Source organism: Rhizobium sp. 32-5/1 (assembly GCF_029537235.1).
In the GTDB taxonomy this organism is placed as follows: domain Bacteria; phylum Pseudomonadota; class Alphaproteobacteria; order Rhizobiales; family Rhizobiaceae; genus Pararhizobium.
Genome location: NZ_CP120638.1, coordinates 882,882 through 895,721, shown reverse-complemented (window position 1 = coordinate 895,721; position 12,840 = coordinate 882,882). Strand labels below are relative to the sequence as shown.

General features: G+C 61.8%; 13 protein-coding genes and 3 pseudogenes. 12 read left to right on the top strand and 4 right to left on the bottom strand.

Annotated elements, in window-relative coordinates:
• Positions 1–44: 44 nt before the first annotated feature.
• A complete protein-coding gene (locus P6U16_RS04665) occupies positions 45–1,004 on the bottom strand; it encodes a VOC family protein (protein ID WP_277702788.1) in 960 nt (319 codons plus the stop codon).
• A 214-nt stretch (positions 1,005–1,218) separates the two neighbouring features.
• On the opposite strand from P6U16_RS04665, the gene P6U16_RS04660 reads away from it, so the two are divergent.
• The gene (locus P6U16_RS04660) at positions 1,219–1,641 is read left to right on the top strand and encodes a universal stress protein (protein WP_277702787.1); all 423 of its coding nucleotides are present in this window, start codon (positions 1,219–1,221) and stop codon (positions 1,639–1,641) included.
• A 182-nt stretch (positions 1,642–1,823) separates the two neighbouring features.
• On the top strand, positions 1,824–2,489 hold the full coding sequence (locus P6U16_RS04655; RefSeq protein WP_277704009.1) for a hemolysin III family protein: 666 nt from the start codon (positions 1,824–1,826) through the stop codon (positions 2,487–2,489).
• Positions 2,490–2,526: 37 nt separating this feature from the next.
• On the opposite strand, the gene msrB is transcribed toward P6U16_RS04655, so the two are convergent.
• Positions 2,527–2,940: a peptide-methionine (R)-S-oxide reductase MsrB gene (gene msrB / locus P6U16_RS04650; RefSeq protein ID WP_277702786.1), complete on the bottom strand. Its 414-nt coding sequence runs from the start codon at positions 2,938–2,940 to the stop codon at positions 2,527–2,529.
• A gap of 257 nt (positions 2,941–3,197) precedes the next feature.
• Here msrB and P6U16_RS04645 point away from each other — a divergent pair, with 257 nt between their 5' ends.
• The 10 genes and pseudogenes from P6U16_RS04645 to P6U16_RS04600 all read left to right on the top strand — a co-directional run bounded on the left by P6U16_RS04645 (position 3,198) and on the right by P6U16_RS04600 (position 11,633).
• Complete coding sequence (locus P6U16_RS04645; RefSeq protein WP_277702785.1) at positions 3,198–5,585, top strand: putative monovalent cation/H+ antiporter subunit A; 2,388 nt, start codon at positions 3,198–3,200, stop codon at positions 5,583–5,585.
• Positions 5,582–5,999: pseudogene (locus P6U16_RS04640) on the top strand (Na(+)/H(+) antiporter subunit B). Before P6U16_RS04645 ends, P6U16_RS04640 begins: the two are co-directional and overlap by 4 nt.
• Complete coding sequence (locus P6U16_RS04635) at positions 5,999–6,376, top strand: Na+/H+ antiporter subunit C (protein ID WP_277702784.1); 378 nt, start codon at positions 5,999–6,001, stop codon at positions 6,374–6,376. Before P6U16_RS04640 ends, P6U16_RS04635 begins: the two are co-directional and overlap by 1 nt.
• 3 nt (positions 6,377–6,379) lie before the next feature.
• Positions 6,380–7,952, top strand: a pseudogene (locus P6U16_RS04630) (Na+/H+ antiporter subunit D).
• Positions 7,949–8,424, top strand: a pseudogene (locus P6U16_RS04625) (Na+/H+ antiporter subunit E). Before P6U16_RS04630 ends, P6U16_RS04625 begins: the two co-directional pseudogenes overlap by 4 nt.
• The gene (locus P6U16_RS04620; protein ID WP_277702783.1) at positions 8,421–8,792 is read left to right on the top strand and encodes a cation:proton antiporter; all 372 of its coding nucleotides are present in this window, start codon (positions 8,421–8,423) and stop codon (positions 8,790–8,792) included. Before P6U16_RS04625 ends, P6U16_RS04620 begins: the two are co-directional and overlap by 4 nt.
• Positions 8,793–8,827: 35 nt before the next feature.
• The gene (gene mnhG / locus P6U16_RS04615) at positions 8,828–9,175 is read left to right on the top strand and encodes a monovalent cation/H(+) antiporter subunit G (protein WP_277704008.1); all 348 of its coding nucleotides are present in this window, start codon (positions 8,828–8,830) and stop codon (positions 9,173–9,175) included.
• 495 nt (positions 9,176–9,670) lie between these two features.
• The gene (locus P6U16_RS04610) at positions 9,671–10,102 is read left to right on the top strand and encodes a MucR family transcriptional regulator (protein WP_277702782.1); all 432 of its coding nucleotides are present in this window, start codon (positions 9,671–9,673) and stop codon (positions 10,100–10,102) included.
• A 220-nt stretch (positions 10,103–10,322) separates the two neighbouring features.
• A complete protein-coding gene (locus P6U16_RS28310) occupies positions 10,323–10,793 on the top strand; it encodes a helix-turn-helix domain-containing protein (protein WP_349017675.1) in 471 nt (156 codons plus the stop codon).
• Between the two features lie 291 nt (positions 10,794–11,084).
• The gene (locus tag P6U16_RS04600) at positions 11,085–11,633 is read left to right on the top strand and encodes a DUF6456 domain-containing protein (protein WP_277702781.1); all 549 of its coding nucleotides are present in this window, start codon (positions 11,085–11,087) and stop codon (positions 11,631–11,633) included.
• 6 nt (positions 11,634–11,639) lie between these two features.
• Here the strand turns inward: P6U16_RS04600 and P6U16_RS04595 are convergent, their stop codons facing one another.
• Positions 11,640–12,062 carry a SufE family protein gene (locus tag P6U16_RS04595; RefSeq protein ID WP_277702780.1) on the bottom strand — a complete coding sequence of 141 codons (423 nt, stop codon included), beginning with the start codon at positions 12,060–12,062 and terminating at the stop codon, positions 11,640–11,642.
• A 205-nt stretch (positions 12,063–12,267) separates the two neighbouring features.
• On the bottom strand, positions 12,268–12,705 hold the full coding sequence (locus P6U16_RS04590) for a DUF5330 domain-containing protein (RefSeq protein ID WP_277702779.1): 438 nt from the start codon (positions 12,703–12,705) through the stop codon (positions 12,268–12,270).
• Between the last annotated feature and the right edge of the window lie 135 nt (positions 12,706–12,840).

Genomic DNA, 12,840 nt, shown 5'->3' with positions numbered 1-12,840 from the left:
ACCGTCGGTGTGCCCTAGACGTTTCCGCTCTATTCGCAAAACCCTCACACCGCCAGCTTCAACCCAATACCCCAGGGGTCGATCAGCGACACGACGTCGCCGTTTCTCGTCGTTGGGATTTCGAGTTCGTCGAGCTTGGCGACGGCCTTCTCCAGCTTGGCGGCATCGTTGAAATGCACGGTGTAGTCGGCAAGGCCGGTCATGTTGCCTTCGCGCCTGGGTGCGCCGCGCGAGTTCCAGATATTGGCGGCGACATGGTGGTGGTATTTGCCTGACGCAAAGAAGCTCGCGCCGGGATAGGTCGCCATCAGGTCAAGCCCGAGCACGTCGCGGAAGAAGGCGTTCGCCTGCGGAATGTCGGACACCTGCAAGTGGATGTGGCCAATGGCCGAGCCGTCGGGCATGCCGCTCCAGGCAGATTTGTCCGCCTCGTCGTAGAGCTTCTGCAGGTCGAGCGGCAAGGTTGCCATCTTGACCATGCCGTCCTGCAGATAAGTCCATTCCTCGCGCGGCCGGTCGCGATAGACCTCGATGCCGTTGCCTTCGGGGTCGCCGAGATAGATCGCCTCGGAGACGAGATGATCCGAGGCGCCCTGCAGCGGCACGTTGTTGTGGGCGATATGCGCCAGCCAGCGGCCAAGCTCGGCGCGATCCGGCATCAGGAAGGCGGTGTGGAACAGGCCGGGCGCATTATGCGGCGCCTGGGCCGCATTGCCTGATGTCGTCAGCGTCAGGAGCGGCCGGCCGCCGACGCCGAGCACTTCGCCGCTAGCGGTCTTTTCGATTGGCTTCAGGCCCAGCATCGCCTGATACCAGGCGGAGACCATGGGCAGATCACGCACGACCAGATGCGAATGATCGACATAGGCCGGCATGGCGACGGCATGGGTGGCAGGGAAATCGGTCATCGTCGTGCTTTCTGCATGCGCTTTCATGGCAACGCCGGTGGCAAGCGCGACTGTCGCCGAAGCCTTGAGAAAATCGCGTCTGTCGATGCCGGTCATGGAAGGTCCTCAAAGCCTGTTTGGAAACAATATGGGCCAAGGTTTCCGTTCAAGAAAGCCACGTTGTCGGCGATGTACTGTTCTCAGAACGTTGACAATCGCGAGGTTTGGACACTGCCGGGCCTGATGACGTTTGGGCCGCGTATACCCATATAGAGGGGACTGCCGCACGCAACGCGGTTGCCTGCGGGCAGCAAGGCGAAGGAGCCCTGTGATGTACAGGAAAATCATCGTGCCGATCGCCATGGACCAGCTGGAACATGGCGAGAAAACCTTGCAGATTGCCAAGACGCTGCTTGATTCCGGCGGCGAGATCGTGCTGCTCAACGCCATAGAGGACCTGAGCGCCTATGCGCAGGGTTACATGATCGTCGACTTCCCGCTCGAGATCATCGAAGCCTCGCGCAAACATGCGGCGACGACGCTTTTGGCCCTGAAGGAAAAACATGCCATCAACGGTCGCGTCGAGACCCGCGTCGGCGGTGCTGCCGGCGTCATAAACAATGTCGCGGAAGACGAAAACGCCGATCTGGTGATCATCGCCTCGCACCGGCCCGGCCTGATCGACTATTTCATCGGCTCGACCGCCAGCCGGGTGGCGAGCCACTGCCAGTGCACGGTGCTGATTGACCGCTAGCGCCGCCGCTCTAGGTTTGTTGTCACGTGTTGCGGAAATTGATCTTGGCCGCGAGGCTGGGTTCTGGATCGATTAACCGTCCTGTGCCAGATTAGCGCGACGATGTTTTGTTGCGGCGCGACAAACGTCACAATTGTGTTGTAGAATCGAACGGCAGGCCGGTGCCGGACAAAGAGGAAGCCGTGGAATTCAAGGGTATCAAGTGGAATTATGACCGCAGTGAACTCATCGCCGATGGCGTGGTGCATGGCGTCGGGCTGGTCTTTGCCCTGATCGGTGTCACCGCCCTGATTTTCTACGCGACGCTGTGGAGTTCGTCCGGTCAGCTTGTGGCCGCCTTGATCTACAGCGCAGGTCTCGTTGCCACCATCTCGATTTCCTTCATCTATAATCTCTGGCCGGTATCGCGGACCAAGTGGTTCCTGCGCAGGTTCGACCATTCCTCGATCTTCATCCTGATCGCTGCCACCTACACGCCGTTCCTGCAACGCGGCTGGGAGGATCCTTATCTCTTCGGCATGCTGATCGGAATCTGGAGCATTGCAGCCGTCGGCGTGTTCATCAAATGCGTCTTTCCCGGCCGGTTCGACCGATTGGCGATCCTTCTCTATCTTGCCATGGGCTGGAGCGGCGTATTTGCCGCCGGGCCGCTTCTGTCGCAATTGACAGTGACCACGATGACGCTGATCGTTGCCGGCGGCATCATCTATTCCGCCGGCGTCATCTTTCATGTCTGGGACCGCCTGCGCTTCCAGAACGCCATCTGGCACGGCTTTGTCGTCACGGCCGCCGCGGTGCATTATTCCGCCGTTCTGTCCTGCATCAGCAATGCGTCTTCGGGGTCCTGAAACGGCATAGCACTCAACGTGGCAAAGCTTGCCGGCTCTATGCCTCCGCAGGCTCGAAGGTCAGCGCCACACCGTTCATGCAGTACCGCAGGCCGGTCGGGGCAGGGCCATCCGGGAAGACATGGCCAAGATGCGCGTCGCAATCGGCGCAGCGGATCTCGACACGCGTCATGCCGTAGGACGTGTCGCGGTGTTCATCGACGGCCTCAGGCGAAATCGGCTGGGTGAAGCTTGGCCAGCCGGTGCCGGAATTGAACTTGGTATCGGAGCTGTAAAGCGCTTTGCCGCAGCAGACGCAATGATAGGTGCCTTTCTTGCCGAGTTCGAAATCCGGACTGGAAAAGGCCCGCTCGGTGCCGTGCTGGCGGGTGATGCGGTATTGTTCCGGCGTCAACTGGGAACGCCACTCGGCTTCGGTTTTTTCGACTTTCAGGGTTTTGGTATCGGACATCGTCACACTCTCCTTGTCGATAGCCCCACATATAGGAAACGGCATGCGATCCGGCAATCGCCCCGTCTTCAGCGCAGTGAAGCACATCGTCGAAATCGACGATGAAAGGGCCCCCAATCGCCAAAAACCGGGATAACAGGCCGGAAAACCTTGAGTTCCCGGTCTGCGTGTCCTATTGCAGGGGCATCGCTGTCGTGCGGTCGCCCGTTCGGTCGATCGCAGCGGTGTGCAATTCTTGAAGGGAGGAGAGACGCAAGTTGGATGTCATGGCCCTGACATTTCTGGCGCTCCTTCTGCCGTTTCTGGGCGCGCTCGCAGCCCCTGGCCTGACCCGCATGCTGGGGCACAATGCCGCCTGGCTGCTGGCGTTGTTTCCGGCTGCCATCTTCCTGCATTTCACCGGATTTTCGGCCGAGATATCCTCCGGCGACATTGTCACTGGCGGATATCAATGGGTGCCGTCTCTCGACGTCCGTTTTTCCTGGCTGATCGACGGGCTGTCGTTGACCTTCGCGCTGCTCATTTCCGGCATCGGCACGCTGGTCGTGCTCTATGCCGGTGGTTATCTGAAAGGGCATCCGGATCAGGGCCGCTTCCTTGCCTTCCTGATGCTGTTCATGGGGGCGATGCTCGGCCTTGTCGTCTCCGACAGTTTCCTGATGCTCTTCGTCTACTGGGAACTGACCTCGATCACCTCCTTCCTGCTGATCGGCTTCGATCACACACGCCAGGCGGCGCGGCGCGCGGCGCTTCAGGCGCTGGTCGTTACGGGCGGTGGCGGCCTGTTCCTGCTTGCCGGCCTCCTTCTGATCTGGGGCATCACGGGGGTCTCTCAATTCTCCGAACTCTCCGCCTTTGCGGCGCAGATCAAGTCCAATCCGCTCTATCTGGCTGCCTTGCTGCTGGTGCTCGGCGGCGCGCTGACGAAATCGGCGCAGTTCCCGTTCCATATGTGGCTGCCGAATGCCATGGAAGCGCCGACGCCGGTTTCGGCCTATCTGCACTCGGCGACCATGGTGAAGGCCGGGGTCTATCTCCTGATGCGCCTCAACCCGACGCTCGGCGGCACGCCGGAATGGCAGACGCTCCTGCCGCTCTTTGGCGGTGCGACGCTGATCATCGGGGCGCTGCTTGCGGTGCGCCAGACCGACCTCAAGATGATGCTTGCCTATACGACCATGTCGTCGCTCGGGCTTCTGGTGCTGCTTACCGGCTTTGGCTCGCCGCATGCGCTCGAGGCGGCGGTGCTCTATCTCGTCGCCCATGCGCTGTTCAAGGGCGCCCTGTTCATGGTCGCCGGGATTATCGACCACGAAGCGGGTACGCGCGATATCCGCAAGCTCGGCGGCCTGCGGCGCGCCATGCCGATCACCTTTGCCGCTGCCCTCATCGCCGCCCTGTCGATGGCCGGCCTGCCGCCCTTCTTCGGCTTTCTGGCCAAGGAGGAAATCTATTATGCGGTCGGACGCTTCGATGGCTGGTCGATCGCCTTTGCAACGATTGCCATCATCGGCAATGCGTTGATGTTTGCCGTCGCCTTTGCCGTTGCGTTCAAGCCCTTCCTCGGTCCTGTCGTCAAGACGCCAAAGTCGGCGCATGAGGGGCCGGCTTTGCTTTGGATCGGCCCGTCGGTCCTCGCCTTGAAGGGGCTCGCCATCGCTGTTCTGGCCGGGCTGACGCATCAGTTGATCTCGACGCCGATGGCCTCGGCGATCGCAGGGGAAATGCGCCGGGTCGATATCGCGCTTGTGCCGCATCTCGGCGTGCCGCTCGCCTTGTCCGCGCTGACGGTGGCGCTCGGTGTTCTCGCCTATCGTTTTCTCGATCGCCTGCGCGATCTGATCGCGGGTATCCTTGCCGATATCGGCTGGGGTCCGGATCGCGGTTTCGATCAGGCGATGCGCGGGCTGATCGGTTTTTCCCACGGGCTGACGCGGCGGCTGCAGACCGGCCGGCTCGATACCTACATGACCGTGACTTTCGTCGCGGTGGCTGTGGTACTCCTCGCCACGCCCCTGTGGTTCGGCGAATTGCCGCGTCCGCCGGTGTTTCCAAATGACGTGCCATGGCACGAACTTGCCATCATGGGGATCGCCGTCATCGGCCTGATCACCGTCGTGCTGGCAAAGGACCGGCTGACGGCGATCGTCTCGCTCGGCATCCAGGGATTTGCCGTTGCTGTTATCTTCCTGCTCTATGGTGCGCCGGACCTTGCCTTCACGCAGTTCATGGTCGAGACTCTGGTCGTGGTCATTCTCGCGCTTGTCATGACGCGGCTCAGGCTCTCGCCCTCCGACCGCCGGCCGTTCCGCCAGACGCTGCCGGATGCGGCTATTGCGCTCGTCTGCGGCCTCGGGCTCTGCCTGCTTCTGATGGCGGTGACGCAGGCGCCCTTCGATACGACGCTCAGCGACTTCTTCAACCTCCATTCCAAGGTGATCGCCCATGGCGCCAATGTCGTGAACGTGATCATCGTCGACTTCCGCGGCACGGATACGCTCGGCGAAATCGCCGTGGTGATGATTGCGGCGCTGGCCATCCTGTCGCTCGTGCGCCTGCGCGCGGGATCGCTGGTGCGGATGGCCGACAATGATCCGGATGTGGACCCGGATGCCGCCCAGGATGTAAGGGAGGCGGGCCGATGAAATCGCTGATCCTGCGCACGGCCGCCCCCTTTGATCGCGCTGATGCTGATGTTTTCGATCTTCGTGCTCCTGCGCGGCCATAACGAGCCGGGCGGCGGTTTTATCGGCGGCCTGATCGCGGTTGCAGCACTTGCCATCCACGGCATCACCAATGGCGTCGAGACCGTGCGGCGCGCGATCGTCTTTCATCCGCTGGCGATCGCGGGTGCCGGCCTTCTGCTGTCGACCGTGGCGGGGCTGATCTCGATCGTCCTGCGTGTTCCCTTCATGACCGGCATCTGGGTGGAGCCCAGCATCCTTGGCGAACCGGTGCCGCTGTCGAGCGTCATGCTGTTCGATATAGGCGTCTATCTCGTCGTCGTCGGGGCCTTGACCGGTGTCGTGCTGGCGCTTGAGGAAAGGGGCGAGGACTGATGGAACCGATCTTTGCCATCCTCGTCGGGATATTCTTTGCCGTCGCGGTCTATCTGCTGCTCTCCAAATACATCATCCGGGTGCTGCTCGGCGTGGCGATCCTGGGCAATGCCGTGAACCTGGTGATCTTTGCCAGCGGCCGCATCCTGCGCGATGTGCCGCCCGTCATCGGCGCCGGCCTCGACATCTCGACCGTCCAAACCGCCAATCCGCTGCCGCAGGCACTGATCCTCACGGCCATCGTCATTTCTTTCTCCTTCTTCTCGTTCCTGCTGGTCCTGTCCTGGCGCGCCTATCGCGTGCTCGAAACGGACAACACCGACGAGATGCGCGTGGCCGAGCCCGACGGCGAAGCCCCGCCGCCGCTCAGGTACTGACGCATGGCCGTATCCTCTTCTTCTACAGATTTTTCCGCAGCCCTGGTGATGACGCCAACGGCGCTTGCCGACTGGCTGGTGATCCTGCCGGTCGCCTGGTGCATCCTCATCGGCGCCGTGCTGATGATGGTCCGCCGCCGGGTCGGCGCCCACGCCATCCTCGCCATCCCGGCGCTTGGGCTGCTTGTCGCGCTGAATGCCGCGCTGCTTTTCCATGTCGCCGCCAATGGGCCCGTGACGATGGTGATGGGTCGCTGGCTTCCGCCGTTCGGCATTGCCTTCACTGTCGATCTGACCGGCGCGCTGTTTGCGCTGGCGGCCGGCATCGTCGCGCTTGCCGGCGCGATTGCGGCGCTCGACGACGTCAATGACAGCGGACGGCGCTACGGCTTCTATCCGTTCCTGATGCTGCTCATGGCGGGCGTCAACGGCGCGTTCCTGACCGGCGATATCTTCAATCTCTATGTCTGGTTCGAGGTGCTGCTGATCTCGTCCTTCGGCCTGCTGGTGCTGGGTTCCGAGCGCGGACAGATCGACGGCGCGGTCAAGTACGGTTTCCTCAACCTGATGGCGACGACCCTGTTCCTAGTTGCCACCGGCCTGCTCTACGGCGTCTTCGGAACGCTGAACATGGCGGATATCGCGCTCAAGGCGCAGGCAACGCCCGACCGGGTACCGCTGATGACGCTGACGGGGCTGTTCGTTCTCGCCTTCGGCATGAAGGCTGCCGCCTTTCCCGTGAACTTCTGGCTACCCGCCTCCTATCACACGCCACGCCTGGTTGTTTCGGCGCTGTTTGCCGGGCTTTTGACCAAGGTCGGCATCTATGCGCTGATCCGCGTCGGCGTGATGCTGTTTCCGGTGTCGCTCGACCGTTTGACCCTCGTTCTGTCGCTCATTGCCGTGCTGACCATGCTGACCGGGGTTTTCGGCGCGCTGGCGCAGACCGACATCCGCCGGCTGCTCGGCTTTCTCGTGATATCGGGCATCGGCGCCATGCTGGCCGGTGTCGCGCTGGGCGGGCCGGAAGGCATTGGCGGCGCGGTCTTCTACGCGCTGCATTCGATCATCGTCATGACGGCGCTGTATTTCGCGGCGGGGCTTGCCGCCCGGGCGGGCGGCAGTTCTTCGCTAGCGGCTCTGGGCGGGATCTATCGCAGCCATCCGCTTTTGGCGGCGCTGTCGCTGATGCTGTTCTTCTCGGTGTCCGGCCTGCCGCCGTTTTCCGGCTTCTGGCCGAAGGTCATGCTGGTCAAGGCAGCACTTGATGGCGGCGCCGGCTGGCTGGCGGCAAGCCTGCTGCTGGCAGGCTTCGTGACGACGATCGCCACCGCGCGAGATCTTTCTGCTCGCCTATTGGCGTCCGGCGCCCGAGATGCCCGCAGGCGCGACACCCGTTTCGACCGTCCTTCCCGCCCTCATACTCTGGCCGCTGGCCGGACTGACGGCATTGTCCCTTTGTGTCGGTCTCTATCCCGAGCCGTTGCTCGCGCTCGTGCGCGGCGCCGCAGTGACGCTTGCCGATCCGGCAGACTATATCCGTTCCGTTTTTCCGGCCGGAGGTATCGCACCATGAAGCGAACAGTCACCCTCCTGCTGATGGCGTGTCTCTGGCTTGCGGTGACGGGGAGCGTCTCCCTGCTCAATCTCCTGCTTGGCCTTTGCATCAGCGCGGTCTCGCTCTGGCTGGTCCGCGAGCAGGTCGATCCCGTCTGGTCGACCGTTCGGCCCCTGAAGCTCCTCCTGCTCTGCGGGCTGTTTTTAGGGAACTGGCGCTGTCGGCGATCAAGGTCGCCATCCTCGTCGTGCAGCCGAAGATGAAGCTGAAACCCGGCATCTTCGCCTTTCCGCTGAGCGTAAACAGGGATTTCGAAATCACGCTTCTCGCCAACCTGATCACGCTGACACCGGGCACCCTGTCGGTCGACGTCTCCGCCGACCGCAGCATGCTTTATGTGCACGCGCTCGACTGCTCCGATCCGAGCGCTGCAAAACGCGACATCGCCCAAGGGTTCGAGCGGCGCATCAGGGAGGCTTTCCCGCTATGAACCCGGCCGATATTCTGCAAGCGGCAACCACCTTCACGCTCGTCGTCCTGTCGCTGGCGCTGGCGATGACCGTGGTGCGCATCATTCGCGGCCCCTCGCTCGCCGACAGGGTTCTGGGGCTCGACATGCTGGTGGCCATCGCCATTGGTTTCATTGCGACGATAGCGGTCAGAACAGGGTTCAATCTCTATATCGATATCGCCATTGCGCTTGGGCTTGTCGGCTTCCTCGCGACCGTCGCTTTTGCCCGCTTCATTCTGGCCCGTGGACTCTCGTCGGAAAAGTCGGAGGTGACGCCTCACTTGCGCCTGCCGAAGGGCGGCAAGGCACGGCAGGCGGCGCGCCGCAAACGCAGGGGAGAGCGCTGATGGATACCCCGATCATCGGACAGGAGCCGCTGGGTATGGCAATGACCCTGGTGGTTGTCGTACTCATGCTTGCCGGCGCGCTGTTCAGCCTCTTGGCAGCGCTTGGCCTGTTGCGCTTTCCCGACCTCTACACGCGCATGCACGCTGCTTCCAAGGCCGGCACAGTCGGTTCGGGACTTTTACTGATCGCGGCTGGCCTCCATGCGTTAGACGCGGCGATCCTGCTCCGCGCGTTGGCCGGCTTCCTGTTCTTCCTGCTGACGGCACCGATCTCGGCCCATCTTCTCGCCAAGGCCGCGCATCAGGCCGGCCAGCGGCTGCATCCGCTCTCCGTGGTCGATCAGATGCCGCGCGACAAGGCTGGCCCGAACGGCACGGTGTGAAAAGCCGGCGGCAGACATTGCAGGTGCAGGCCTCGAATGGCCTGCCAAAGCTTCATCTGCCATTCTTCTTGGCAACGCATTCCTGATGGAACGTAGTGTTTCCAACAGCTGACGATTTCATCGCACATTTCAAGATGACATCCGCCAATAGCGCACAAAATGTTATTGGACTTTTGTGGCATCAGTGTTAATCGAGTAACGGCAAAGTGTCGCTTGCAATATTACTTCCGCCGAAAATTCCAGCATGGGTTGCGAATATTGGCTGTTGCTTTGGCGTTCCGGGCCCACTTGTGTTTTGGCAAGGGCTTTCGCCTTGGGGATCGAAGTTTTAGGATGGCTTGCTGGTGCGTTTCATAGGTTGTGATGGCGCCATCAGGATTTTGTCGTCCGTGGCCTGCAAAACGCTGGTTTCGCGACTCTTTCGAACAGGTTCCAGTTGTGCTTGAATTCTTTCGTTTCAGGCGCGTTTGTAAAAATCCGATAGGAGAAAAAAGAATGACGGACTCAACGCTTGGCGCGGGCCATGATCTACTGGTCGAACTTACCGCCGAGATCGTCGCTGCTTATGTCAGCAATCATGTTGTCCCGGTTGCCGAGCTTTCGACCCTGATTGCCGACGTGCATTCCGCCCTGAACGGCACCAACAGCCCAGCGCCGGTCGTCGTGGCGGTGGAAAAGCCGAAGCCTGCCGTATCTGTCCGCAAGTCGGTCCAGGACGACCAGATCACCTGCCTGGAATGTGGCGGCACCTTCAAGTCGTTGAAGCGCCACCTGATGACGCACCACAGTCTGTCTCCGGAAGACTACCGCGAAAAATGGGACCTGCCGTCTGATTACCCGATGGTTGCCCCGGCCTATGCAGAGGCGCGGTCGCGCCTTGCCAAGGAAATGGGTCTCGGCCAGCGCCGCAAGCGCCGCGCCAAATAAGGCGGGCACGCTGCACGGCGTCCGATGCCGTAGATTTGGACCGGAGTGGATCAACCGCTCCGGTCTTTTGATTCTTCGAGTGAGGAAAAAATACCTATTTTTCTTTTCCGTATTGCTGAAAACATTGGAAAATCAACGCTTGGTTGTGAAGAGTCGGTTCCTTCCATCCCCGTAATCACACTAAGGTGTATGAATTAATTCCTATTAAAGGAGTGCGTTCATGCCCGTGACCAAGATCAGTCGTTCCAGAATGCCGTCCCGTCGTTTTCCCTTTTCGGGAGAAACGACACCGTCCGCGATTGTTCCGGCCGGCGGCGGCCCTGCCAACAGTCTTCGTGGCCCGTCGCGAGGACCCTATCGCGACTTGTCGGCCCGTATTCTCTGCGGCATCGTCCGACAGGTGACGGCCGAGATGTTGATGCTGGTGGGAGACCGGGTGCAACTGCGCCGCGACCGCAGGCGCTCCAGCTGCCATGCCCGCCAGATCGCCATGTATGTCAGCCATGTCGTGCTGCAGATTTCACTGACCGATATCGGCCAGGTCTTCGGTCGAGACCGCACGACCGTCGGCCACGCCTGCGCTGTCGTCGAGGATCGCCGCGACGATGCGGCCTTCGACGATTTTGTCGCGGCGGTGGAGCGGGTCATCCTCTCGGTGTTCGGCACGGCAGGAGGTTGCGACGATGCGTGAGGGCGGGCCTTTCAAGCAGGGGGAACTTGTCAAGCTCGTGCGCCATGTGGCGGGGCGGGAGGCCCTGATCTGCGACAATGGCGGCGATGCCGGGGTGGTTGTCAGCCGGGCGGGCGAGGCGGGACGATCTTTTCTCAAAGGGCGCTGGCTGAAGCCTGCGCGCTCGGTCTGCTCGTTCGGCGCGGCGATACGCTCCAGGCGACACCGCAGGCGGCAACTTTTCTGCGCCGGGCGGCGCTTGTGCCGGAGGAACGCTTCCAGGACCAGCACCGCGAGATTGAGGAGCAGAGCATGCTTGTCGATGACCGGCGCCAGCGCGTCCGCGTCAATCTGGCCGAATCGCCGCTCGGTGGCGTGGCGCGGCTCAAGGAAAAGTCCGGAGAGGCGTTTCTGACGGCGGCCGCGCTCGACGCCGGCTTGCGGCTGCATGCCGATTTCACCCGCGCGCAACTGCAGCCGCAACTCACAATGCGCTACGAGCCGCGTCTTTCAACCAAAACCAAAGGCATGGCCGGCGGCACCGGTGATCTCTGCGACAGCGCAATCTCGGCGCGGGGCAGGGTGCGCGCCGCCGTCGAGGCGATCGGCCCGGAACTGTCGGGCGTGGCGCTTGATGTCTGCTGCTTCGAAAAAGGGCTGGAGACGGTAGAACGCGAGCGGCAATGGCCGGTGCGCTCGGCCAAGCTGATGCTGCGCGCGGCGCTGATGGCGCTGGCAAGGCATTATGCGCCGCCGCCGAGCCGCAGCCGGATGAGCGCCTGCGGCGCCGAAGGCTATAGACCCGACATCGCCGATGCGATCGTCGATCCTCGGCAAAACAGGCCTCGCGGAGGGATGTAGTCGCCCTCAGGCGACCAGTTCGCGCGCCGCTTCCTCGCGGATGCGCTTGACCATGGAGCGCAGCCCATTGGCGCGCTGCGCCGACAGATGCTCGACAAGGCCGATCCTGCCGAAGACGTCGAGCGCATCGAGCCTGACGATTTCCGACGCATGTTTGCCGGAATAGATGGCGAGCACGATGGCGACGAGACCGCGCACGATATGCGCGTCGGATTCGCCGGCAAAGGTCAGTATCGGGTCGGCGCTTTCCTCGGCCTTGCTGGTGACGAGCCAGACCTGACTGGCGCAGCCCTGCACCTTGTGTTCGGCTGTGCGCTGGTCCTCCGGCATGACAGGCAGCGCCTTACCGATCTCGATCACGTAGCGATAGCGATCCTCCCATTCCTCAAGGAAGGCGAAGTCGTCGATGATCTTGTCAATCGGGGTCATGCTTGTATCCGGCATCTGGTCCATGCCCGATGATATAGGGGATCGTCGGACGGATGAGAACCGCAAAAGCATGCGGCATTCTGAGGCTCTTTCCTGGCGACAAAGAAAAGCCGTGCGGGATGGGCGTTCCGCACGGCTGCCGGCAAGCGGCGAGGTCAGTCAGGCAAAGTCGAAAAGAGGTGGCACACCAGCCGGACGACGATGATTAGTTGGTCCGTGCCGTTTTCGGTTCGATGCGCGGTTCCGGGACAGGTGTGTGCTTGAACAGTGGTACGGTGTCGCCCTCGGCGTCCACGGCAAGGGTATCGTTGGGGTCGCCGGCGGCTTGCACAGTGACCGTCCCTGTCATGACCGCATCATCCGGCGAGGCGAATTGCTGGTCGAGAAACTGATAGGCGATGCGTGCGCCTTCCCGGGCCCGGTGACCGAGCGCCACGAAGGTTTCGCCGCCCTTTTCACAGACATCCGGCTTCTCCATGCAGATCGCGCTGATATAGCCGAAGGCTTCGGTCGCGGCGGAGAACGTATCGCCGACATCGACCTTAGGGCCGCGTTCCAGCGTGTCCGTGCTTGCCGGATCGAGAAACGGCAGAAGCACCAGCACCAGCGAAAACCAGAATGTTCCCTTGATCAGAAACCACATTGTTTGCCCATCCATCTCTACGGCGGCGCAGCCTGCCGGTCTTTGCCGGATCCATCGCTTTTCGCCGCCTTGTCCGATCACAATAGGAAGGAAATCGGAAAATGCCTTTGCCAAAACCGTTCGCATTTGTGCCGA

Bases quoted from the DNA above. Each gene is read 5' to 3' on its own strand.
- P6U16_RS04660 (WP_277702787.1), top strand. From the start codon at position 1,219: ATGTACAGGAAAATCATCGTGCCGATCGCCATGGACCAGCTGGAACAT.
- P6U16_RS04600 (WP_277702781.1), top strand. From the start codon at position 11,085: ATGCTTGTCGATGACCGGCGCCAGCGCGTCCGCGTCAATCTGGCCGAA.
- P6U16_RS04610 (WP_277702782.1), top strand. From the start codon at position 9,671: ATGACGGACTCAACGCTTGGCGCGGGCCATGATCTACTGGTCGAACTT.
- mnhG (WP_277704008.1), top strand. From the start codon at position 8,828: ATGGCAATGACCCTGGTGGTTGTCGTACTCATGCTTGCCGGCGCGCTG.
- P6U16_RS04665 (WP_277702788.1), bottom strand. From the start codon at position 1,004: ATGACCGGCATCGACAGACGCGATTTTCTCAAGGCTTCGGCGACAGTC.
- P6U16_RS04620 (WP_277702783.1), top strand. From the start codon at position 8,421: ATGAACCCGGCCGATATTCTGCAAGCGGCAACCACCTTCACGCTCGTC.
- P6U16_RS28310 (WP_349017675.1), top strand. From the start codon at position 10,323: ATGCCCGTGACCAAGATCAGTCGTTCCAGAATGCCGTCCCGTCGTTTT.
- P6U16_RS04635 (WP_277702784.1), top strand. From the start codon at position 5,999: ATGGAACCGATCTTTGCCATCCTCGTCGGGATATTCTTTGCCGTCGCG.
- P6U16_RS04590 (WP_277702779.1), bottom strand. From the start codon at position 12,705: ATGTGGTTTCTGATCAAGGGAACATTCTGGTTTTCGCTGGTGCTGGTG.
- msrB (WP_277702786.1), bottom strand. From the start codon at position 2,940: ATGTCCGATACCAAAACCCTGAAAGTCGAAAAAACCGAAGCCGAGTGG.
- P6U16_RS04595 (WP_277702780.1), bottom strand. From the start codon at position 12,062: ATGACCCCGATTGACAAGATCATCGACGACTTCGCCTTCCTTGAGGAA.